Below are 22,950 nucleotides of genomic sequence, written 5' to 3' on the forward strand. Positions count from 1 at the left end.
ATGACCAATCCACGCCATAATATCCGCGAAGTCCGCGCGCCCCGTGGTCCGGAGCTCAATGCCAAGAGCTGGCTGACCGAAGCGCCGCTACGCATGCTGATGAACAATCTCGATCCCGACGTTGCGGAAAACCCCAACGAGCTGGTCGTCTATGGCGGCATCGGCCGTGCCGCCCGCACCTGGGACGATTTCGACCGTATTGCTGCGACGCTGAAGACGCTCAACGAAGACGAGACGCTGCTCGTGCAGTCCGGCAAGCCGGTCGCCGTGTTCCGCACCCACAAGGATGCGCCGCGCGTGCTCATCGCCAACTCCAACCTCGTGCCGCATTGGGCGACCTGGGATCACTTCAACGAGCTGGATAAGAAGGGCCTTGCCATGTACGGCCAGATGACGGCCGGCTCGTGGATCTACATCGGCACGCAGGGCATCGTGCAGGGCACCTATGAGACCTTCGTTGAGGCCGGCCGCCAGCACTATAACGGCAACCTCAAGGGCAAGTGGATCCTGACCGGCGGTCTCGGTGGCATGGGCGGTGCACAGCCGCTGGCGGCCGTCATGGCCGGCGCATGCTGCCTGGCCGTCGAATCCGACGAAACCCGCATCGATTTCCGCCTGCGCACCCGCTATGTCGACGAGAAGGCAAAGACGCTGGATGAAGCACTTGCCCTGATCGACAAGTGGACGAAGGCCGGCGAAGCCAAGTCCGTTGGCCTGCTCGGTAATGCCGCCGAGATCTTCCCGGAACTGGTGAAGCGCATGAAGGCCGGTGGTCCGCGCCCGGATATCGTCACCGACCAGACTTCTGCGCACGACCCGCTGAACGGCTACCTGCCGGCAGGCTGGACGGTGGCTGAACACCGGGCCAAGCGCGAGAGCGATCCGAAGTCCGTCGAAGCTGCCGCCCGCGCATCGATGAAGGTGCATGTCGAAGCCATGGTCGATTTCTGGAACGCCGGCGTGCCGACGCTCGATTACGGCAACAACATCCGCCAGGTCGCCAAGGACGAAGGTTTTGAAAATGCCTTCGCCTTCCCGGGTTTCGTCCCGGCCTATATCCGTCCGCTGTTCTGCCGCGGCATCGGTCCGTTCCGCTGGGCTGCTCTCTCGGGCGATCCGGAGGATATCTACAAGACCGACGCGAAGGTGAAGGAGCTGCTGCCTGACAACAAGCACCTGCACAATTGGCTCGACATGGCGCGCGAGCGCATCGCCTTTCAGGGCCTGCCGGCGCGCATTTGCTGGGTCGGCCTCGGCGATCGCCATCGCCTCGGTCTCGCCTTCAACGAAATGGTCAGGAACGGCGAGCTGAAGGCTCCTGTCGTCATCGGCCGCGACCATCTGGATTCCGGCTCGGTCGCCTCGCCGAACCGTGAAACGGAAGCCATGAAGGATGGCTCGGATGCCGTTTCCGATTGGCCGCTGCTCAACGCGCTGCTCAACACTGCATCGGGTGCCACCTGGGTATCGCTGCACCACGGTGGCGGCGTCGGCATGGGCTTTTCCCAGCACTCCGGCATGGTCATCTGCGCCGATGGCACGGATGATGCGGCCAAGCGCCTGGAGCGCGTTCTCTGGAACGACCCGGCGACCGGCGTCATGCGCCACGCAGATGCAGGCTACGACATCGCGCTCGACTGGGCTAAGCAGCAGGGCCTGCGCCTGCCGGCCATCTTGGGGAACTAAAGATGAAGCTGCTACGCGCCAGCGATCACAAGCGCATGCCTTGGAAAAACGGCGGCGGGGAAACGGTGGAGATCGCCGTTTCGCCCGAGGGCGTCGGGCTTGCCGACTTCGACTGGCGCGTCAGCATGGCAACCGTTGCGACGGACGGGCCGTTTTCGGTTTTTCCGGGTATCGATCGTACGCTATCTATCCTTGATGGCGAGGGCATGACCCTCTTCATCCAGGGGCGTGCGCCCGAGCGCTTGACGCAGGCGAGCGAACCGCTGCCCTTTGCCGCCGACGCGCCGACTTCGGCGACGCTGATCGATGGCACGATTACGGATCTCAATGTGATGACGCGGCGGGGGCGTTTCACGCATTCGGTGAGGCGCGTTTCGGTCGACGGAAATAGCAAAGTCGCCTTCGAGGCTGGGACGACCCTTGTCCTTTGCCATCGCGGCAATGCTGAAATCGATGGCACGGCGCTTAACGCAGGCGATTGCCTGCTTGTCTCGGAGAGTGACGTCGCAGAGCGGTCCATTTCGGGCAAGGCGCAGCTGTTCTGGATTACCATTAAGGCAATATAGCCGGCTATGAGATGTTCTTCGGCTTGACATGAACCCGTACCGATTATCCTATTTCTACTCAGCAGAGAGAGGATAGCCGGCATGAGCGACGACCAGATCCCCGCCGATAGCAAGCTCACGACTTCCAAGCGCCGCTGGGCGGCGGAGGGCAAGTTTCTGACGGGGCGTGTCAGCCGACCGGAGACCGAGCGGTTGCCGCCGGGGCAGCATCTCGTGAAGAACTGGCCGGTGCTCGATCTCGGCGTGCAGCCACAGATTTCGCTATCGAGTTGGCGGCTTGATGTGATCGGTTTCGTTGAAACGCGGCTCAGCTTGGATTGGGCGGCTTTCCAGGCGATCGGGCAAAGCATCCGTGTCAGCGATATCCATTGCGTGACGACCTGGTCGCGCTACGACAATCGCTGGGAAGGGGTTTCGACGCGCGATCTGCTTGATCTCGCCATGCCGACGGCGGAGGCGCAGCATGTGCTGCTGACGAGCTATGACGGCTATACCACCAACCTGCCGCTTGCGGATTTCGCGGCCGAAGATGCCATTCTCGCCACTGCCTGGGAGGGACAGCCGCTGACCGGCGAACATGGCGGGCCGATGCGCCTCGTCGTGCCGCATCTCTATTTCTGGAAGAGCGCCAAGTGGTTGAACCGCATCGAACTCATCGGCGCCGACCGGGCCGGCTTCTGGGAGAAGAACGGCTATCACATGTACGGCGATCCCTGGCGAGAGCAGCGCTACGCGGACGATTGACGCTCCCGGAGCGTTGCGGGTGAGGGGGCCTTGGATTGGCTGTCTCGAACCGTAGTTCTTATGTCACCGTGTCAATTTTTCGCGGCGCCAGCCGGGTTGGTGGCTTTGCAAGCCACCATCATGGGCGTATTCAATGATCATATGATTGCTGCCGAAGCACCGACTCCCTTGAACGCCATTCAGTGAAATTCGTCTCATGACCATTGCCCGGACTATAGAAGAGCCTTCCGAAGCAAGTTTCGGCCGGCAGTCCCGCATCATCGCCTTTGTCGTCGCCGTTTCCTTTTTCATGCAGTTTCTGGACGGGACGATCATCACCACCTCGTTGCCGCAGATGGCGGTAAGTTTCGGCGTCGAGCCGGTCTCGATGAGCATCGGCATCACGGTCTATCTGCTCACCATGGCGGCTTTCGTGCCGCTCGCCGGCTGGGCTGGCGATCGCTATGGCGCCCGGCGGGTGTTTTTGGCATCCATTGCCATCTTCACCATGGCGTCGCTGTTCTGCGGTCTCTCGGGCAATTTGACCGAGTTCATCATTGCCCGCGCCGTTCAGGGCATCGGCAGCGCGCTGATGACGCCCGTGGGACGCATCATCGTGCTGAAGAATGCTCGCAAATCCGATCTGGTGCATGCGATGTCCATGATCACCTGGCCGGCGCTGACCGCTCCGGTCATCGGTCCGGTGCTCGGCAGCTTCATCACCACCTATCTCAGCTGGCATTGGAACTTCCTGATCAATATCCCGATCGGCATCATCGGGCTCGGCCTCGTTCTGCGCTTCGTGCCGGATCAGCGGGAGGAAAAGGTCGCGCGGCTCGATTTTATCGGCTTTCTGCAATCGGCGGCGGGGCTGACCTTCCTGCTTGCCGGCCTCGAATTCGTGGTGCAGGGAACGACGGGGCTGGCGGCCAGCATTGCGTTGATCGCCGCAGGTGCGGTTTTTTCCATCATCGCCACCCGGCACTTCCTGAAGGTCGACGAGCCCCTGCTCGATCTTTCCGCCTTCAAGGTACAGACCTTCACGATGTCGACGCTTTCGGCCGGAACAGCGAGCCGGGTCGCGATCAACGCCACGCCGTTTCTCATACCACTGCTGTTTCAGGTGGGCTTCGGCAAGACGGCGATCGATGCCGGCACCTATCTGCTGTTCTATTTCGCTGGCAATCTCGGCATGAAGGCGATCACCACGCAGACGTTAAGGATCTTCGGTTTCCGCAACGTGCTCGTCGTCAACGGGCTGATCTCGTCGGCCAGCATTGCCGGATGCGCGCTTCTGTCTCCCTCGACACCAGGCCCGTTGATATATTGCCTGCTATTCATCGCCGGCCTTTCGCGGTCGATGAACTTCACGGCGCTGAATACGCTGGGGTTTGCCGATATCCATGCCGCGCAGCGCAGCTCCGCTTCCACGTTGTCGAGCATGCTGCAGCAGGTTTCGCTGCTGCTGGGCGTCGCCGTCGCTGCCGCCGTTCTCAATCTCTCGCGCACGATTCATGGTGGGGAAATGCTCTCGCTCATCGATTTTCGCTGGGCTTTCCTCATCATTGGCCTTATCGGTGGCATCTCCGCATTGCGTTTTATCAGCCTGCCGCACGATGCCGGCGCAGAGGTATCCCGCCACAAAGTGAAGACCTGATCAAAACCTTCAAATTCTTAATGATATTGACAGGCAAGCCGCTGTAAAATGGCCTGCCGGTTCCCATATGAAACTCGCGTCAACTCCTACAGGAGGCAGTCCCATGCTGCTCAGAACCCTCGCTATCTCCGCTCTCGTCGTCGGCGTATCCAGTGCCGCCATGGCCGAGCAGGTGCACAAGCATCACCCCAAGCGCGTCAATGTCGAGGCGTTCCAGGCCGATGTCGGCAGCGTCGATCATTCGAAGGACGCGATCCTTCCGGACGGCACGATCAACACCGATCCGTCGGTGACCGGTCCGATTCGTGCCGGCGACTCCATTTCCCGCCTGCAATGCGCCGCTGCCCCTAACTCCGTCGGCGCTCGCTCGAGCACATATAGTGCAGGCTCCGCTTCGCTTTGCCCGTAACGGCTTGATGGCTCGAGCTGGCCTAAAGCGCGTCGCGATCTTTCAGATTCGCTTCTCACGCTTTAGGTCTTTGATTTTGCGCATGTCGTCGTCGCAAAACCGCTGCACACTTTTACGCGACATGCTCTAAGCCAGCTCGATATCCGTTTGCTTGAGGCGGTCGCTATTCGACAATAGCGGCTGGCGATAATAGCGAGCGCAGGCATAGGTCATGCAATCGTCAAGGCCGAGGCGCGCCGGATGGCCGCCTAGGCCATAGCGCTCGTAAGCTTCGGTCGCGAGAACTGCGGCACGAGGCGGTACGGCGAGCAGTTGGATGTTCATCAGCTGCAGGAAAGTCCGCACCGCTTCGCCGGCCTCGGTCGGTGATAATCCCAAAATAGTGGAAATCTGGATCGCGGCATTTGCTGCGACAAGCGGCGAGGTCATGCGGGCCGTTGCTGGCTGAATGCGGATAGCGAAGGCGCGCGCCTCCTCCTCGTCGGTCATCATTGCCACCAAAACCGAAGCGTCGATGAACATCAGGGCTCTCCTGTCATGCCAGTGCCGGCGCCCTTGGCTGTGGCTTTCTGCTTGAGATTGCGGCAAAAAGCGACGGCGACATCGGCAAGGGCCGGCTTGGTCAGCTCCTCATCCAGCGCCTTCTGCAGGGCAAGCCGAACGGCTTCCGTCTTGGTGGTGGCCTTGGTCAACGCCTGATAGCGGCGCGCCAATCGGTCGATGGCGTCGTCCTTGATGTAAAGCGGCATGAGATATCCTTTGAATCTTTGCGGATATCCTTAAAGCCTGTCTGGTTTGAGGGCAATCGCATCTGTTGCCTGCTTGTGTTCCGTGTGAATCGATATTTAGATGACGAACATCATCTAACATGCTAGCAATGACTACAAGCTGTTTGCTTGACCGTGAGGAGATGTCATGCCCGCTATCGATCCCGTTGTCATCGTTTCCGCCACGCGCACGCCGCTCGGTCGTTTCCAGGGAGATCTTTCGCCCCTGCAGGCGCCCGAGCTCGGTGCGCATGTCATCCGTGCTGCGCTGGAGCGCGCGGGACTTTCTGCCGAGAGAGTGGACGAGGTTCTGTTCGGCTGCGTCCTGCCTGCGGGGCAAGGGCAGGCGCCGGCCCGGCAAGCTGCGCGCGGGGCTGGCCTTCCGGATGCCGTCGGCGCCACCACCATCAACAAGGTCTGCGGTTCGGGTATGAAGGCGACCATGCTGGCACATGACCTGCTTCTCGCCGGCTCGGCCTCCATCGCGGTCGCCGGCGGCATGGAATCCATGTCGAATGCGCCTTATCTGCTCGCCAAGGCGCGCGGCGGCTATCGCATGGGCCATGACCGCATCTTCGACCATATGATGCTCGACGGGCTGGAGGATGCCTATGAGAAGGGTCGCTCCATGGGCGATTTCGGCGAAATGGCGGTCGAGGCCTATCAGTTCAGCCGCGACGATCAGGATGCTTACGCGGTCGAGACCCTTTCGCGCGCCCGCAACGCGCTCGAGACCGGCGCTTTCGAAGCGGAAATCACGCCGATCTCGGTGAGTGGCAAGGGTGGTCCGGTCACAATCGCCAAGGATGAGCATCCGCAAAAGGTTTCGCCTGAAAAGATCCCGACGCTCAAGCCGGCCTTCCGCAAGGATGGCACGATTACGGCTGCCAGCGCCTCGGCCAATGCCGACGGTGCGGCAGCGCTCATCCTGACGCGCCGTTCGCTCGCCGAGCGCGAGGGCTTGCCGATCCTTGCCGAAATCAAGGCGCATGCGACGCATTCTCAGGAGCCGGCCTGGTATACGACCGCGCCGATCCCGGCGATCCGCAAGGTGCTCGACAAGAGCGGCTGGAAGATCGGCGATGTCGAGCTTTTCGAGATCAACGAGGCCTTCGCCGTCGTCGCCATGGCGGCCGCAAAGGAACTCGGCATTGCGCGCGACCGGCTCAACATCAACGGCGGCGCCTGCGCGCTCGGCCATCCCATCGGCGCTACTGGCGCGCGGCTGATCGTGACGCTGCTGCATGCGCTGGAGCGCCAAGGTGCAAGGAAGGGCGTCGCGGCCCTTTGCATCGGAGGCGGCGAGGCTACGGCGATTGCGGTAGAGAGGGTCGGCTGACTGGAGCGATAGAGGGGCTAGCCAGGCACGCCTATTGATGTCGCACCTGCCGGCGTGGCCCCTCATCCTAGCCTTCTCCCCGTGGGGGAGAAGGGCAATCCCTCTAGTTCGCCAGCCGTAGCCTCAGCGCATTGCCGATCACCGAGACTGACGACAGGCTCATCGCCGCTGCTGCAATCATCGGTGACAGCAGCAGGCCGAACACCGGATAGAGCACGCCGGCCGCCAGCGGCACGCCGAGTGCATTGTAGCCGAAGGCGAAGGCAAGGTTTTGCTTGATGTTGCGGATCGTCGCTTCCGAGAGATGGCGGGCGCGGACGATGCCGTTGAGATCGCCCTTTACCAGCGTGATCCCAGCGCTTTCCATGGCGACATCGGCGCCCGTGCCCATGGCGATGCCGACATCGGCAGAGGCAAGCGCGGGAGCATCGTTGACGCCGTCGCCCGCCATGGCAACGATGCGGCCCTTGGCCCGCAGCTCGTCGATCAGCGCTTTCTTGCCTTCCGGCAGCATGTCCGCGCGCACTTCGTCGATGCCAAGCTCTCTGGCGACGGCAGCGGCGGTCTTGCCGTTGTCGCCGGTCGCCATGACGATCGTCAGGCCGCTTTCATGCAGCGCCTTGATGGCGGCTGCCGTGGTCGGCTTGATCCGGTCGGCGACAGCGACGAGGCCGGCCAGCTTCCTGTCGATGGCGACGAACATGACGGTCTTGCCCTCACTGCGCAGGCGTTCCGTCTCTGCTTTCAATGAGTCGGTCGAAACGCTGAGATCGGACATCATCGCGGCATTGCCGAGCGCGATCGCGGTTTCGCCGGCGCGGCCCTCCACGCCCTTGCCTGTCACAGCCGAGAAGCCGGAGATCTCAACGAAGCGCGCACCGCGTTCCTCGGCGCCGGCAACGATGGCTTCGGCGAGCGGGTGTTCGGAGCCGCGCTCCAGGCTGGCGGCGAACGAGAGGAGGCGTGCCTCGTCGGTGCCCGCCGCGGTGATTATATCGGTCAGGTTCGGTTTGCCTTCCGTCAGCGTGCCCGTCTTGTCAACGATCAATGTGTCCACCTTGGCAAAGCGTTCGAGCGCCTCGGCATCGCGCACCAGCACGCCCTCCTGTGCGCCGCGGCCGGTGGCGATCATGATCGACATGGGGGTTGCCAGCCCAAGCGCACAGGGGCAGGCGATGATGAGCACCGCGACGGCGGCGAGCAGCGCATGCGCCAGCCGCGGCTCCGGCCCGACGAAGGCCCAGACGGCAAAGGCGATGATGGCGGCTGCGACGACCGCGGGCACAAAGACGGCCGAGACGCGGTCGACCATCGTCTGGATCGGCGCGCGCGAGCGCTGCGCCTTGGCGACAAGCTCGACGATGCGCGACAACGTCGTCTCCGCGCCGACCTTTTCGGCCTGCATGATGAGCGTGCCGTTCCTGTTGATCGTGCCGCCGGTCAAGGCATCGCCCTTGGCCTTTTCGACCGGCAGGGGCTCGCCCGTAATCATCGATTCATCGATGGTCGATTGTCCCTCGACAACGGAGCCATCCACGGGGACGCGCTCGCCGGGGCGCACCCGCAGCTGATCGCCGGCCTGGATCTCGTCGACGGGCACATCGGTTTCGCTACCATTGGCGCCGATGCGTCGTGCCGTTTTCGGCGCGAGATCGAGAAGGGCGCGAATGGCCGAGCCGGTGCGTTCGCGGGCTTTCAATTCCAGTACCTGGCCGACGAAGACCAAGGCGACGATCACGGACGCTGCTTCGAAATAGACGGGCACGCTCTCGCCATGCCCTCGGAAGCTCATCGGAAACAGGCTGGGGGCAAGCGTCGCAATCACGCTGTAAAGATAGGCGGTGCCGACGCCGAGACCGATCAGCGTCCACATATTGGGGCTGCGGTTGACGAGTGAGTTCCAGGCGCGGCGGAAGAAGGGAAGAGCCGCCCAAAGCACGACCGGCGTTGCAAGAACAAGTTCGGCCCAGGTGGCGATCGGCTCGCCGATCCAGTCGCGAATGGGAAGGCCGATCATCGGCCCCATGCTGATGGCAAGCAGCGGCAGCGACAGGGCGGCGCTGATCCAGAGCCGGCGCGTGAAATCAACAAGCTCGGGGTTCGGGCCTTCATCGGCGGCCGGGACACCCATCGGCTCCAACGCCATGCCGCATTTCGGGCAGTCGCCAGGATGGTCGCTGATCACCTCGGGATGCATCGGGCAGGTATAGAGCGTGCCCTCCGGCACCGGCTTTGGCGCCGGCCTGTTGCCATCGAGATAAGACAATGAGTCCGCTTCGAACTTCGCCTTGCAGCCGGCCGAGCAGAAATAGAATTTCTCGCCCTCGTGCTTCGTGAAATGGCGGGCAGTGGCGCGATCGACCGTCATGCCGCAGACGGGATCCTTGGCCGTGAGGTAGTTTTCCGGCGCAGCCTCGAATTTTGTACGGCAGCCATTGCTGCAAAAGTGGAAAGTGCGGCCGCGATATTGCAGCGACGGCTTGCCGGCATCGGGGTCGACGGTCATGCCGCAGACGGGATCGCGGATCACTTCATCCTGCGTGTGGGTGTCATGGTGATCGTGACCATGATGGCTGTGATCGTGCTCGTCATGCGGTGCCATGTCATACTCCTTTGCCCGAAGGGGCTTCGGACAGGTTTATGGACCTTCCCATCGCTGGAAGGTCAAGCCGGAAAATAGTGATTGCCATCCACAGTTCACAGGGCCGCCTTCCTATCTCGCTGCGGATGGCGATGATAAGTTCCGTAAGATCGATGCAATGATGTGATTCCAATGCGATATGATCTGACCACGCTGCCGCTTGCAACGCTTCTGCCTGCCGTCGTCAAGGCGGAAGATATGCTGGCCCGGCTGGATGAGCGCGTGCTGAGGCATGCGGTAGCGAATGGCTTTCGCGAGCGTGGGCACTTTTTCGATGCTGCAGGTGCGCTCTGGGTTGGAGGCGAACTCGTGCATGTCGAGGATCTCGTCCTGCACGATGCGCGCATGGATACGCGCACCCCGACTCATGAATTGACCATCGCCCATTCAGTGCTGCGCAGCCGTCGCCGTCTATGGGCCGCCGATCCTTCCTGGGGCCTGGAGCCGGCTGGCCTTGCCGTACTGCGCGGTGAGGTCGGCGAGACCGACGAGGGTAGCACGCCGCGTTCGACCTCTGCCCGGTCCATCGAGCCTGACGAGCCGGAGGAGGGGGAGGATGATTTCGGCGTCGATTTCGCCGAGATCGACGCGATCCTCGCCCGATCCGACAAGATCCTGAATGGCGGCGTTCCGGAACCCAGGCAGCCGATTATCGATGCCCAAGATCCCCTGGCACTCATCCGAGACGAAGATTGGGATGAGGATGAGCGGCTGGACAGCTGGCGCGCCGTCATGCGCGAGGCGGATCTGCTGCCGGCTACCTTGGGTGCCGTGGTGCTTTTCGATGCATGGGAAAGGATCGAGCCGCTGCGGCGGCAGCATTGGCTCGGCGGCTTGCTGGCCAGCGCTTATCTGCGCAGCCGGGGCAAGGTGACATCGCACCTCTTCTGCCTGAATGTCGGCCTGAAGGCCGTTCGTCATGACCGCCGGCGAGCGCCGGACCGCACCACGCGGCTGACGGCGTTTCTGGAGGCCATGGCACTTTCGGCCGATTCGGGCCTCAAGGAGCTTGATCGGCTTTCGCTTGCCAAGCTGCAGATGGAAGTGCGGCTGAAGGACAGGCGGTCCAACAGCAGTCTGCCTGAGGTCATCGACATCGTGCTATCGCGGCCGATCGTCTCGGCGAAAATGATTGCGCGCCATGTCGGCATTACTTCAAGGGGCGCGCTCAATCTCGTGACCGAACTCGGCCTGCGCGAAATGACCGGGCGCGGGCGCTATCGAGGCTGGGGCGTACTTTGATGTGCTGCAACGGCTGGTGTGGGTAGCGCCGCCGTCCCTTGCAACCACAACCCTGGTTTTCGTCCAATGTTACAGTTTGTTACGCTAAGTGGCGCTAAAATGGACAAAATTTAATGCCCATACCAAATTCCTAAGCGGCACGATGCAAGCTAAGGTCGCGCCATGAATAGCGGGAGATCGTCGATCACCCCGGGGATTTGAAGAGGTGGGTGAATGGCTCGGACGTTTCGGGTCGTCGTTTGGTTGGCAGTGATCGGCGCCGTCGGGTATGGCGCCTATGTGACCCGCGATCGTTGGCTTGGGCCGGCGGAGAAGCTGCTTGGCTACCAAAATGCCGCAGCACCGGGAGAGCAAGCCCAGGACGGACGCCGTGGTGGCCAAAGGCAGGGCGGCAGCGGTGGCGGACGGCGCAGCATGTCGCAGTTCAATGGACCGGTTCCGGTGCTCGCCGCGGATGCGACGACGGCCGATGTCCCTGTCTATATCAACGGCGTGGGCTCGGTGAAGGCCCTGAATGCCGTGACGGTGCGCGCGCAGGTCAGCGGACGAATCGTCGAAATCAATTTCGTCGAGGGCCAGGACATCAAGAAGGGCGATATCATCGCCCGCATCGACGATTCCGTCTATAAGGCGCAGCTCGACCAGGCGATCGCCAAGAAGGCGCAGGACGAAGCTTTGCTTGCAGGCGCCCAGCGCGATCTCGCCCGCTATCAGATGATGGTGAAGAGCGCGTCCGGCACGCAGCAGCAGGTCGACACGCAGACCTCGTTGGTGGCGCAATATACCGCGCAGGTCCAGGTGGATGTCGCGGCGATCGAAAGCGCGCAGGCGACGCTCGATTATACGACGATCAGGGCGGCCTTCGATGGGCGCACCGGCATCCGTAACGTCGATATCGGCAATCTCGTCAGCTCCGGCGATACGACCGGTATCGTCACGCTTTCGCAGATCAAGCCGATCTCCGTGCTGTTTTCCATTCCGCAGCAGCAGCTTGCCCGCGTTAACGCGGCAAGCGCGGCCGGAACGCTTTCCGTCCAGGCTTTGGGCAACGACGGCGAGACGGTGGTCGACAATGGTTCGCTTGGTGTGGTCGACAATCAGGTTGACCCCACCACTGGTACTGTCAGGCTGAAGGCGAATTTCTCGAACGACAAGCTGGCGCTCTGGCCCGGCGCCTTCGTCAATGCCCGATTGCTCGTGGAGACGCTGAAGGGCGTCACCGTCATCCCGAGCGGCGCCGTCCAGCGCGGGCCGAACGGCACCTTTGTCTACCTCATCAGTCAGGATCAGACCGTCGCGATGAAGCCGGTGAGGGTGCGCCAGCAGGACGATACGCTTGCCGTCATCGCCGAGGGTGTGGCGCCTGGCGACAAGGTGGTGACGACCGGTTTCGCCCGGCTGCAGAATGGATCGAAGGTGCAGATTTCGGCCAATCCGGATCAGGCGTCGCCGGCTGCTCCGTCAACCGATAATAAAGGCCAGCCCGTCGCGGAGAACGATTCGCAGAATGGCGGTGCCGGCACAGCGAATGCGAGCGAGCGCCCGCATCGTCGGCACAACGGCCAAGGTGGAACCGGTGGCCAGGACGGGCAGGGCAGTGCCGGCGGGCATAATGGCCATCGCGGCCAGGATGGTCAGCCTGGCGCCGGCGGCGAGCAGGGTGCGGATGCGGGCAGCGGCTCGGCCTCCAACAATTCCTCCGGCACGCCGACGCAGCAACAATGAACGTCTCGTCGCTCTTCATCTCCCGGCCGATCGCCACCTCGCTCCTCGGGGTGGCGGTGCTGTTGGGTGGCATTCTCGGCTTTCTCTTCCTGCCGGTCGCGCCGCTGCCGCAGGTGGATTTTCCGACGATCCAGGTGACGACGCAGCTTCCGGGTGCCGATCCCGATACGATGGCGGCGCTGGTGACGGCACCTCTGGAGCGGCCGCTCGGTCAGATTCCGTCGCTGGCGTCGATGACCTCATCAAGCGCCTTCGGCATCAGCCAGATCACGCTGCAATTCGATCTCGGCCGCGATATCGATGGCGCCGCGCAGGACGTTCAGGCGGCGATCAACGCTGCCGGATCGACCTTGCCGCGCACGCTTCCTTATCCGCCGACCTACTCGAAGGTGAACCCGGCCGATACGCCGATCGTGACGCTGGCGCTGCGCTCCAACAGCTATTCGATCCGCGAACTCAGCGACTTTGCCGATACCATGATGGCGCAGCGCCTGAGCGAAGTCTCCGGTGTTGGCGACGTCGTTATCCAAGGCGGCGTCAAGCCCGCCATCCGTATCCAGGTGGACCTGCCGCGTCTCGCCTCCTACGGACTTGCCCTGGAGGATATCCGTTCGGCAATCACCAATGCCAGCGTTGCCGGCGCGAAGGGTTCGCTCGACGGCACGCAACAGAGCTTCACGCTTGCCGCCAACGACCAGATCGTCGATCCGAACGTCTATAAATCGGTCATCGTCGCCTACCGCAACAGCGCGCCGGTGCAATTGAAAGACGTCGCAACGGTCGTCGAGGGGCTGGAGAACAATCGTGTCGGCGCCTGGTTTCAGGGCCAGCCCGCCGTCATTCTCGATATCATGCGCCAGCCGGGCGCCAACGTCATCCAGACGGTCGAGAACGTGCTGAAGCAGATCCCGAAGCTGAAGCAGGCGATGCCGGCCGGTATTTCGCTTGATATCGTCAATGACCGCACCGAGACGATTCGCGCCTCGATCCATGATGTGCAGTGGACGCTGGTCATCAGCATCGGCCTCGTCATCCTGGTCGTCCTGCTTTTCCTGCGGACGATGACGGCGACCTTTATTGCCGGCGTCGCCCTGCCGCTGTCGCTGATCGCAACCTTCGGGGTGATGTGGTTCGCCGGCTTCAGCCTCGACAATCTCTCGCTCATGGCGCTGACCATCGGCACCGGCTTCGTCGTCGACGACGCCATCGTGATGATCGAGAATATTGCCCGCCATATCGAGGAAGGCGAAAACCCGATGCAGGCCGCCCTGAAGGGCGCCGGCGAAATCGGCTTCACGATCATTTCGCTCACCGTCTCGCTGGTCGCCGTCTTCATTCCGCTGCTGTTCATGACCGGCATTGTCGGCCGTATGTTCCGGGAATTCGCACTGACGCTCACCATTGCCGTCGTCGTGTCGGCCGTCGTCTCGCTGACGCTCACGCCGATGATGTGCGCGCGCATCCTGCGCAAGCCGAAAGAGCATCAGGGCGGTTTTCTGGCCGGTGCCGACCGTTTCACCGACTGGATGGTTGAGGGCTATCGGCGAAGCCTTGTTTGGGCCGTGGATCGCAGCCGTCTCATGCTGCTGGTGACGGTGGTGACGCTGGCTGCGACGATCGCCCTTTATGTCGTCATTCCCAAAGGCTTCCTGCCGGCGCAGGACACGGGCCTCATCACCGCCATCATCGAAGCCGAGCCGACGACCTCCTTCGAAACCATGAAGCAGATCCAGGCCGATGTGGTCGACCGGCTGCGCAAGGATCCGGATGTCGCAGGCGTCGTCTCCGTCATCGGTGCGAGTGCCAGCAATCTGACGCTGAATACCGGCAATCTCAGTCTCGTGCTGAAGCCGCGGAGTGAGCGTAACGCGTCCGCCGATCAGATCATCGACAGGATGCGCGGCGAGGTGACGGGCTTGCCCGGCATCCATGTCACCTTCCAGAGCGTTCGCGATATTTCGATCAGCACCAGGGCCAGCCGTGCGCCCTATCAATATACGCTAACGGGCACGGACACGAACACGGTGGTCGACTGGTCGCAGAAGCTCGCCCAGCGCCTCCAGGAAAGCCCGAAGCTCATCGATGTCTCTTCCGAGGTCGAGATGGGCGGCGGGCGCATCTTCGTCGACGTCAATCGCGAAACCGCCTCTCGGCTCGGCGTATCGATGCAGGCCGTCAGCGATACTTTGAATGATGCCTTCGGCCAGCGGCAGATCGCGACGATCTATGGCCAGGCCAACCAGTATCGCGTCATCCTGGAGGCTGCGCCGCAATATCAGTCCGACCCGAAATCGCTCGATAAGCTTTATGTCGCCGGTGCAAGCGATACCCAGGTGCCGCTCAATGCCTTCACGACGGCGAGTTTCACGACCGCGCCGCTGGTCATCAGCCATGACGAGCAGTTTCCGGCCGTGACGCTTAGCTTCGATCTCGCCAAGGGCGCGTCGCTCAGCGATGCCGTCGCCGAGATCAAGGCGGCGGAACGGGATATCGATATGCCCGACAATATCCAGCGCAAATATTCCGGCGATGCCGAGGAATTTGCCTCGTCGCTGGCGGGCGAGCCCTGGCTGATCCTCGCGGCAATCGTGACGATCTACATCGTGCTCGGCCTGCTCTATGAAAGCGCCGTTCATCCGGTGACGATTCTTTCGACGCTGCCTTCGGCTGGCGTCGGCGCGCTGCTGGCGCTGATGCTGTTCGGGCAGGATCTCTCGATCATCGCGTTGATCGGCATCGTGCTCCTGATGGGTATCGTCAAGAAGAATGCGATCATGATGATCGACTTCGCGCTGGAGGCGGAGCGCAAGGAAGGCCTGGAGCCGCGCGAGGCCATTCTAAAAGCCTCTATCCTGCGTTTTCGACCGATCATGATGACGACGCTCGCGGCACTCTTCGGCGCCTTGCCGCTGGCGCTGGCGCAGGGTACGGGTGCGGAGTTGCGCATTCCGCTCGGTATCACCATTATCGGTGGTCTCGTGCTTTCGCAGCTCCTGACGCTCTATACGACGCCGGTGATCTATCTCGCCTTCGAGCGGCTGCGCGCCAAGGTCGTCGGCCGCACCAGCGGTACGCCGAGCGCCGAGATGAATGAATTGGCGGGTGGCGAGAGATGAACATTTCCGAGCCGTTTATCAAACGCCCTGTCGGGACGACGCTTCTGGCGATCGGGCTGGTGATCCTCGGCATCGTTGCCTATCGTTTCCTGCCGGTGGCAAGCCTGCCGACGGTGGATTTGCCGACCATTGTCGTTTCTTCAAGCCGTCCCGGGGCCGATCCGGCCAGTATGGCGGCGAGCGTGGCCGCTCCGTTGGAGCGTCATCTTGGGACTATTGCCGGCGTCACTCAAATGACGTCCGTCAGCTCGCTCGGATCGAGCACGATCATCATCCAGTTCGACCTGTCGCGCAGCGTCGATGGTGCCGCGCAGGATGTGCAGGCGGCACTGAACGCGGCTGCGACGGACCTGCCCGGAGATCTGCCCACTCTCCCGTCCTTCCGCAAGATCAACCCGGCTGCGGCCCCCGTTCTCATTCTCGCGTTGACCTCGGACAATGTCTCTCCGAGCGCCATCTATGATGCAGCCGATACCGTGGTGGTGCAGCGCATTTCGCAGGTGGACGGCGTCGGCGGTGTGACCGTGAGCGGCGCCGACCAACCCGCCATCCGCGTCCGGCTGGATCCGGACCGGCTTTCGGCCATGGGCCTCTCGCTCGACGCCGTCCGTACGGCGATCGTCAATGCCAACGTGCTCGGCCCCTTCGGCTCGATCGACGGTGCGAGCGGCGCTTTCTCCGTCGCCGTCAACAGCCAGTTGAAGACGCCGGAAGCCTTCGGGCGGATCGTGGTGCGCAGCGGCGACGGCACGGCGGTTCGCCTTTCGGATATCGCCACTGTCGAGCCGGGTGTGCGCAACAGCCGCTCGGATGCCTGGTACGACGGCAAGCCGGCCGTGCTGCTCAATATCACCAAGCAGGCGGATGCGAACGTCATCGCCACCGTCGATGGCGTCAAGCAGCTGATCCCGGAGCTGCAGCGGCTCATTCCTGCCGGGGTGAATGTTTCCATCCTGTCCGACCGCACCACCACGATTCATGCAAGCGTCACCGATATGCAATGGACGCTGCTTGCTACCATCTGCCTGGTCATGGCCGTTGTCTTCGTCTTCCTGCGACGAGCAACGCCGACCTTTGCCGCGGGCGTGACGGTGCCTCTGTCGCTTGCTGGCACTTTTGCCGCGATGTGGCTCTTCGGGCTGTCGATCGACAATCTCTCTCTCATGGCGCTTGCCGTCTCCGTCGGCTTTGTCGTCGACGATGCCATCGTCATGATCGAGAACATTTATGCCAATCTGGAAGCCGGCATGAAGCCGATGCGGGCGGCGCTCGAAGGCGCCAAGCAGATCGGCTTCACGGTCATTTCGATCAGCCTGTCGCTGCTTGCTGCTTTTATTCCGCTGTTCTTCATGGGCGGAATCGTCGGCCGCTTCTTCCAGACTTTCTCGCTGACGCTCGGCTTCACTATCGTCGTTTCGACACTGGTATCCCTCACGCTGACGCCGATGATCTGCGGCCATCGACTGCGTCAGCACGATATCGATGCCCGGCCTGGCCCGTTTGGCCGTATCGTCGAAGGCACGCTTAGCGCCGTTACAGGCTTTTACGGCCGCACGCTACAGGCGGTGCTGCATCACCGCCTCCTTTCGGTCGTCGTCATCATCGCCTGTGTGGTCATGACGGGCTATCTCTACGTCAAGGTTCCAAAAGGTTTCATTCCGCAGGACGACACCGGCTTTATCCAGGGCGGGACGCAGGCCGCGACCGATATCTCCTATCCGGCCATGGTAAAGCTCCAGCAGCTGGCGGCGGATATGGTTGCCAAGGACCCGGCGGTGTCAGGTGTCGGCTCTTCCGTCGGCGGGGGCGGCTTTTCCAGCTCCGTCAATCGGGGCCAGCTTTTCATCTCGCTGAAACCGGAATCGGAGCGTGCGCCGACCGCCGATGTCATAGACCGGCTCCGCAAGCAGTTGATGGCGGTTCCGGGCCTCAGCACATTCCTGTTTTCGCCGGGCGATATCCGCGCCGGCGCGCGCCAGTCGCAATCGCAATATCAATTCACGATCTGGGGTGCGAATTACGACGAGCTGGTGGAGTGGGCGCCTAAGGTTTTGGAACGCCTGCAGGCTCTTCCAGGATTGACCGATGTTGCCACCGACAGGCAGCCCAACGGCCTGCAGGCGACCGTCAATATCGATCGTACCCTCGCGTCCCAGCTCGGCGTCAACATCCAGTCCATCGATTCCGCGCTCAACAATGCTTTCGCGCAACGGCAGATCTCGACGATCTATACGCAGCGCAACCAATATCGTGTCGTATTGGAGGCGAATCCCGACTATGCGCTCGATCCCAGCGATATTTCCAAGCTCTACGTGCCCGCCTCCGGCGGCACGCAGGTGCCGTTGAGCGCGGTGGCGTCGATCGACCGGACGCTCGCGCCGCTGGTGGTCAATCACCAGGGTCAATATCCCGCCGTCACCATCTCCTACAATCTGGCGCTCAACACGCCGCTGCAGGTGGCGAACGACGCCATTCAGAAGGCGGTGCTCGACATGCATCTGCCCGATACGCTGCATGCGGATTTCGCCGGCGATGCCGCGAGCATCACCCAGTCGTCCGGTAGCCAGCCGCTCCTGCTCCTGGCGGCATTGCTGACGGTCTATATCGTTCTCGGCATTCTCTATGAAAGCCTGGCACATCCGCTGACGATCATCTCGACGCTGCCTTCGGCCGGTCTCGGCGCGCTGCTGGCGCTCGCCATCAGCGGCACGGAGCTGACGATCATCGCCTTCATCGGCATCATTCTCTTGATCGGCATCGTCAAGAAGAACGGCATCATGATGGTGGATTTCGCCCTGCAGGGCGAGCGCACGCTCGGCCTGTCTTCAGAGGAAGCCATCTATCAGGCTTGCCTCAAGCGTTTCCGCCCCATCCTGATGACGACGCTCGCCGCGCTGATGGGCGCCATCCCGTTGATCATTGCAACAGGGCCCGGTGCGGAGCTGCGCCGCCCGCTTGGGATCACCATCGTCGGCGGCCTTGTCGTGTCGCAGGTGCTGACGCTCTATACCACGCCGATCATCTACCTGATGCTTGCCAAGCTGCACGCAAAATGGTCGCCGAAACCGCAGACTGCAGCCTCGGAACCGCCAATATCTCCGCTATCAATTTGAGTGCTTAGCGGACGGACCGGATCAGCCCTGATAGTCCCACGGGTTGACGATAGCTATTCCGGTGTCCAGGAAATCCGACACGTTGCGGGTTGCAAGGGTTGCTCCTCGCGACGCTACAATTGCGGCGATCTGAGCATCGAACTGGCTGATCGGCTTGTCGGCCCGACGCCGCGATGTTGCAATGAAGGAATAAACTCCCGCGGCTTCACTATCGAAGGGAAGAACTCTTCCGGCGAAATCCTCTTCGAAGATCGGGAGAATGGCAGCTTCCAATTCGCTTCGGCGTCGGCCCGCGGGCAGCAGCCGGAGGCCGTAAAGGATTTCCGCCTCCGTCGTTGCCGTCGTAAAGATGGCGAGAGGAGGCTGGGCAGCGAGCCAAGCTTCAACTACCGGCGATGGCGATGGCGCCAATAGTTCCGAAATGACATTCGTGTCGAGAATGATCATGGATCGAGATCGACCGGGCGGATTGGTTCATGTGGGGCAATATCCAGCACGACCCCACCGCTTGCAGCCATGCGACGACGAATTGTCTCGGCTAAATTGGGCTGACGCTTTTCTTCCGTCGATAAGGCCGCTCGCAGAATATCTCGCGCCTCATCCTCCATCGATCGCCCATGTGCGGCAGCGCGAATGCGCAGCCGGGTCTTTAGATGATCATCGATGTTGCGGATCGTCATACTGGCCATAGAAATGTCCTGTCATCAATGATTGCATATTAATCATTGATGACAGATTTGGCAAATCAAGACCAAAGCAGCCGATCCGTGATCGAGATTTCAACCACCCGCTCTCTTTTTCGCGAGAGCGAGTGGAGAGGTCCTAATGCGCCACGTCAGAGTTGGCGGACTCCGGCGCTGCCGTCGACTTAACCGTACCCTTGAAGACACGGCGCACCGAGACGAAGAGCAGCGGGATGAAGAAGACGCCGAGCACGGTAGCCGAGATCATGCCGCCCATGACGCCGATACCGATCGAGTTCTGGCTGCCCGAACCCGCACCATTGGCGATCGCCAGCGGCATGACGCCAAGGATGAAGGCGAGCGAGGTCATCAGGATCGGCCGCAGGCGCTGGCGCGATGCTTCCAGCGTGGCGTCGATCAGGTTCTTGCCCTGGTTTTGCTGTTCGATGGCGAACTCGACGATCAGGATGGCGTTCTTCGCCGCCAGACCTATCGTCGTTAGCAGGCCGACCTTGAAGTAGACGTCGTTCGATTGTCCGAACAGGGTTGCAGCCAAGAGCGCACCGAAGATGCCGATCGGCACCGACAGCATAACGGCGAGGGGGATCGACCAGCTCTCATAGAGGGCGGCGAGTGCCAGGAACACCACCAGGATGGAGATGGCGTAGAGCTGGGTCGCCTGGTTGCCCGAGAGCTTTTCCTGGGCCGAGAGGCTCGTCCATTCGTGGCTGAAGCCCGGCGGCAGGGTCGCCATGATCTTGTCGATCTCGTTCATGGCGTCGCCCGAGGAGACGCCCGGCGCGGCCGCACCCTGGATTTCGACGGCGGAGGAGCCGTTGTAGCGCTCCAGGCGCGGCGAACCGTAATTCCATTCGCCGTTCGAGAAGGCCGAGAAGGGCACCATGTCGCCGCTGGAGTTGCGCACGTACCAGCGACCGAAATCCTCGGGCTGCATGCGGAAATCCTTGTTGGCCTGAACATAGACGGGCTTTACGCGACCGCGGTCGATGAAGTCGTTGACATAGGTGCCGCCCCAGGCGGTCGACAGGGTCGAGTCGATATCGGCCAGGCTGATATTCAGAGCGCTCGCCTTTTCCTCGTCGATGTTCAAGGAGAATTGCGGCGTATCTTCCTGGCCGTTCGGACGGGTGCCGGCGAGCTTCGGATTCTTGCCGGCGGCCCCGAGCAACTGGTTGCGGGCAGCGATCAGTGCCGCGTGACCGGCACCATTGATATCCTTGATGAAGAAGTCGAAGCCGCTCGAGCTGCCGAAGCCGGGGATGGCTGGCGGCGCCAGCGCAAAGACGTTGCCGTCCTTGATCTTCGAGAAAGCACCCATCGCGCGGCGTGCGATCGCTTGCGCCTTGGATTGCGGCGTCTTGCGCAGGTCGAAGTCCTTCAGCCTCACGAAGACGAGGCCGACGTTCTGGCCCTGACCGCTGAAGCCGAAGCCGGCGACGGCGAATGCGCCTTCGACATAGTCCTTCTCGGTGTTGAGATAATAGTTCCTCACCTGGTCGAGCACGGCCTTGGTGCGTGAATCCGTGGCGCCCGGCGGCAGCTGAATAGCGGTCAGCAGGATGCCCTGGTCTTCGTCCGGCAGGAAGGAGCTCGGCAGGCGGTTGAACAGAGCAGCAACGGCACCGCCGATGAGGACGAATACCAGCAGGAAGACGATGCTGAGGCGGATCATGCCGTGAACGCCGCGCTGGTAGCGATGCGTTGCCCGCTCGAAGTTGCGATTGAACCAGCCAAACAGACCGCGCTCTTTGGCGCCATGCTTGGGCTTTCTCAAAATGGTGGCGCAAAGGGCAGGCGTCAGGATGAGAGCAACGATGACGGACAGCACCATCGCCGAGACGATCGTCACCGAGAACTGCCGGTAGATGACACCGACCGAACCCGAGAAAAAGGCCATCGGGATGAACACGGCCGAAAGCACGGTGGCGATGCCGATCAGCGCGCCGGTGATTTCCTGCATCGATTTGATCGTCGCCTCGCGCGGCGACAATCCCTCCTCCTCCATCACGCGCTCGACGTTTTCGACTACGACGATGGCGTCGTCGACCAATAGACCGATCGCCAGCACCATGCCGAACATGGTCAACGTATTGATGGAATAGCCGAACAGCGCCAGCACGCCGAAAGTGCCGAGGAGCACAACCGGGACGGCGAGCGTCGGGATCAGCGTGGCGCGGATGTTCTGCAGGAAGACGAACATGACGATGAAGACGAGCACGATGGCTTCGAACAGGGTCTTGACCACGTCCTCGATCGACAGCTTCACGAAGGGCGTCGTATCGTAGGGATAGACGATCTCCACATTCGGCGGCAGCGTCTGGCTGAGATTGTTGATGGTCGTGCGGACCGCTTCCGCCGTATTGATGGCGTTGGCGCCCGAGGCCAGCATCACCGCCAGGCCGGCCGAGGGATGACCGTTATAGGTACTCGACGTCGTGTAGCTCTTGGCGCCGAGTTCGACCGAGGCGACGTCATTCAGGCGAACCAGCGAACCGTTCGGCTGGCTCTTGAGGATGATGTTGTTGAACTGCTCGGGCGTCTGCAGACGGCTCTTGGCCGTGACGGTCGCATTTAGCTCCTGGCCCTTGCGCTGCGGCAATGCACCGAGCTGGCCGGCCGAGACCTGCGAGTTCTGGGCCTGGATGGCAGAGACGACATCCGACGTCATCAGCTGGTATTTGGCGAGCTTGTCCGGATCGACCCAGATGCGCATGGCGTAGCCGGAACCGAAGATCTGCGTGTTGCCCACGCCTTCGATGCGCTTCAGCGTGTCGTTGAGGGTGCTGTCGACGTAGTCGGCAAGGTCGTTCGAGTTAAGCTTGCCGTCAGTCGATACGAAGCCCACGACCATCAGAAAGTTCGACGTCGACTTGGAAACCACGATACCCGTGGATTGCACGGTCTGCGGCAGCTGTGCGGTGACGAGTTGCAGCTTGTTCTGCACCTGCATCTGCGCGACGTCGGGATCGGCCTTGTTGGTGAAGGTCAATGAAATCGAGGCCTGACCCGTCGAGGTCGAGGTCGAGGTCATGTAGTCGAGGTTGTCGATACCCGTCATACCCTGCTCGATGACCTTGGTCACCGAGTTTTCGACGGTTGCCGCGTCAGCGCCGGAATAGGTGGCGCTGATGCTGACCGTCGTCGGCGCGATTTGTGGATATTGCGAAATCGACAGGGTGAAGATCGAAAGTGCGCCCGCCAGCATGATGACGATGGCGATCACCCAGGCAAAGATCGGCCTGTCGATGAAAAAACGAGACAT

The 22,950-nt window shown here is 61.9% G+C and carries 16 protein-coding genes; 10 read left to right on the top strand and 6 right to left on the bottom strand.

Annotation, left to right across the window (positions count from 1 at the left end):
- The 5 genes from hutU (at position 1) to FHT85_RS18420 (ending at position 5,041) form a co-directional block, all read left to right on the top strand.
- On the top strand, positions 1-1,686 hold the full coding sequence (gene hutU / locus FHT85_RS18400; RefSeq protein ID WP_112412952.1) for a urocanate hydratase: 1,686 nt from the start codon (positions 1-3) through the stop codon (positions 1,684-1,686).
- A gap of 2 nt (positions 1,687-1,688) precedes the next feature.
- Positions 1,689-2,252: a HutD family protein gene (locus FHT85_RS18405; RefSeq protein WP_112412951.1), complete on the top strand. Its 564-nt coding sequence runs from the start codon at positions 1,689-1,691 to the stop codon at positions 2,250-2,252.
- 81 nt (positions 2,253-2,333) lie between these two features.
- Positions 2,334-2,996, top strand: a complete 663-nt coding sequence (locus tag FHT85_RS18410; protein ID WP_112412950.1) for a sulfite oxidase-like oxidoreductase — start codon at positions 2,334-2,336, stop codon at positions 2,994-2,996.
- A 196-nt stretch (positions 2,997-3,192) separates the two neighbouring features.
- Positions 3,193-4,632 carry an MFS transporter gene (locus FHT85_RS18415; RefSeq protein ID WP_112412949.1) on the top strand — a complete coding sequence of 480 codons (1,440 nt, stop codon included), beginning with the start codon at positions 3,193-3,195 and terminating at the stop codon, positions 4,630-4,632.
- Between the two features lie 103 nt (positions 4,633-4,735).
- On the top strand, positions 4,736-5,041 hold the full coding sequence (locus tag FHT85_RS18420; RefSeq protein WP_015341559.1) for a hypothetical protein: 306 nt from the start codon (positions 4,736-4,738) through the stop codon (positions 5,039-5,041).
- Between the two features lie 126 nt (positions 5,042-5,167).
- Here the strand turns inward: FHT85_RS18420 and FHT85_RS18425 are convergent, their stop codons facing one another.
- Positions 5,168-5,563 (bottom strand): type II toxin-antitoxin system VapC family toxin, encoded by a 396-nt coding sequence (locus FHT85_RS18425; protein ID WP_112412948.1) that lies wholly within the window; start codon positions 5,561-5,563, stop codon positions 5,168-5,170.
- On the bottom strand, positions 5,563-5,790 hold the full coding sequence (locus tag FHT85_RS18430; protein ID WP_112336248.1) for a type II toxin-antitoxin system VapB family antitoxin: 228 nt from the start codon (positions 5,788-5,790) through the stop codon (positions 5,563-5,565). Before FHT85_RS18430 ends, FHT85_RS18425 begins: the two co-directional genes overlap by 1 nt.
- Positions 5,791-5,956: 166 nt before the next feature.
- Between FHT85_RS18430 and FHT85_RS18435 the strand changes: the two genes are divergently transcribed.
- Positions 5,957-7,147 carry an acetyl-CoA C-acyltransferase gene (locus FHT85_RS18435; RefSeq protein WP_112412947.1) on the top strand — a complete coding sequence of 397 codons (1,191 nt, stop codon included), beginning with the start codon at positions 5,957-5,959 and terminating at the stop codon, positions 7,145-7,147.
- Between the two features lie 103 nt (positions 7,148-7,250).
- Here the strand turns inward: FHT85_RS18435 and FHT85_RS18440 are convergent, their stop codons facing one another.
- Positions 7,251-9,749, bottom strand: coding sequence for a heavy metal translocating P-type ATPase (locus FHT85_RS18440; protein WP_112412946.1), 2,499 nt, complete (start codon positions 9,747-9,749; stop codon positions 7,251-7,253).
- A 171-nt stretch (positions 9,750-9,920) separates the two neighbouring features.
- Between FHT85_RS18440 and FHT85_RS18445 the strand changes: the two genes are divergently transcribed.
- From FHT85_RS18445 to FHT85_RS18460, 4 genes are all read left to right on the top strand, one after another.
- Entirely contained in the window at positions 9,921-11,030 is a 1,110-nt protein-coding gene (locus FHT85_RS18445) for an RHE_PE00001 family protein (protein ID WP_112412945.1), read from the top strand.
- Between the two features lie 213 nt (positions 11,031-11,243).
- Complete coding sequence (locus tag FHT85_RS18450; RefSeq protein WP_112412944.1) at positions 11,244-12,755, top strand: efflux RND transporter periplasmic adaptor subunit; 1,512 nt, start codon at positions 11,244-11,246, stop codon at positions 12,753-12,755.
- A complete protein-coding gene (locus FHT85_RS18455; RefSeq protein ID WP_183774213.1) occupies positions 12,752-15,871 on the top strand; it encodes an efflux RND transporter permease subunit in 3,120 nt (1,039 codons plus the stop codon). The genes FHT85_RS18450 and FHT85_RS18455 overlap by 4 nt, the downstream gene beginning before the upstream one ends.
- The gene (locus tag FHT85_RS18460) at positions 15,868-18,984 is read left to right on the top strand and encodes an efflux RND transporter permease subunit (protein ID WP_112412942.1); all 3,117 of its coding nucleotides are present in this window, start codon (positions 15,868-15,870) and stop codon (positions 18,982-18,984) included. The genes FHT85_RS18455 and FHT85_RS18460 overlap by 4 nt, the downstream gene beginning before the upstream one ends.
- Positions 18,985-19,005: 21 nt before the next feature.
- On the opposite strand, the gene FHT85_RS18465 is transcribed toward FHT85_RS18460, so the two are convergent.
- The 3 genes from FHT85_RS18465 to FHT85_RS18475 all read right to left on the bottom strand — a co-directional run bounded on the left by FHT85_RS18465 (position 19,006) and on the right by FHT85_RS18475 (position 22,950).
- On the bottom strand, positions 19,006-19,431 hold the full coding sequence (locus tag FHT85_RS18465; protein WP_112412941.1) for a type II toxin-antitoxin system VapC family toxin: 426 nt from the start codon (positions 19,429-19,431) through the stop codon (positions 19,006-19,008).
- Positions 19,428-19,673: a FitA-like ribbon-helix-helix domain-containing protein gene (locus FHT85_RS18470; RefSeq protein WP_112412940.1), complete on the bottom strand. Its 246-nt coding sequence runs from the start codon at positions 19,671-19,673 to the stop codon at positions 19,428-19,430. Before FHT85_RS18470 ends, FHT85_RS18465 begins: the two co-directional genes overlap by 4 nt.
- 133 nt (positions 19,674-19,806) lie before the next feature.
- Positions 19,807-22,950: an efflux RND transporter permease subunit gene (locus tag FHT85_RS18475; protein WP_112412939.1), complete on the bottom strand. Its 3,144-nt coding sequence runs from the start codon at positions 22,948-22,950 to the stop codon at positions 19,807-19,809.

The organism is Rhizobium sp. BK312, assembly GCF_014193605.1.
Classification (GTDB): Bacteria; Pseudomonadota; Alphaproteobacteria; order Rhizobiales; family Rhizobiaceae; genus Rhizobium.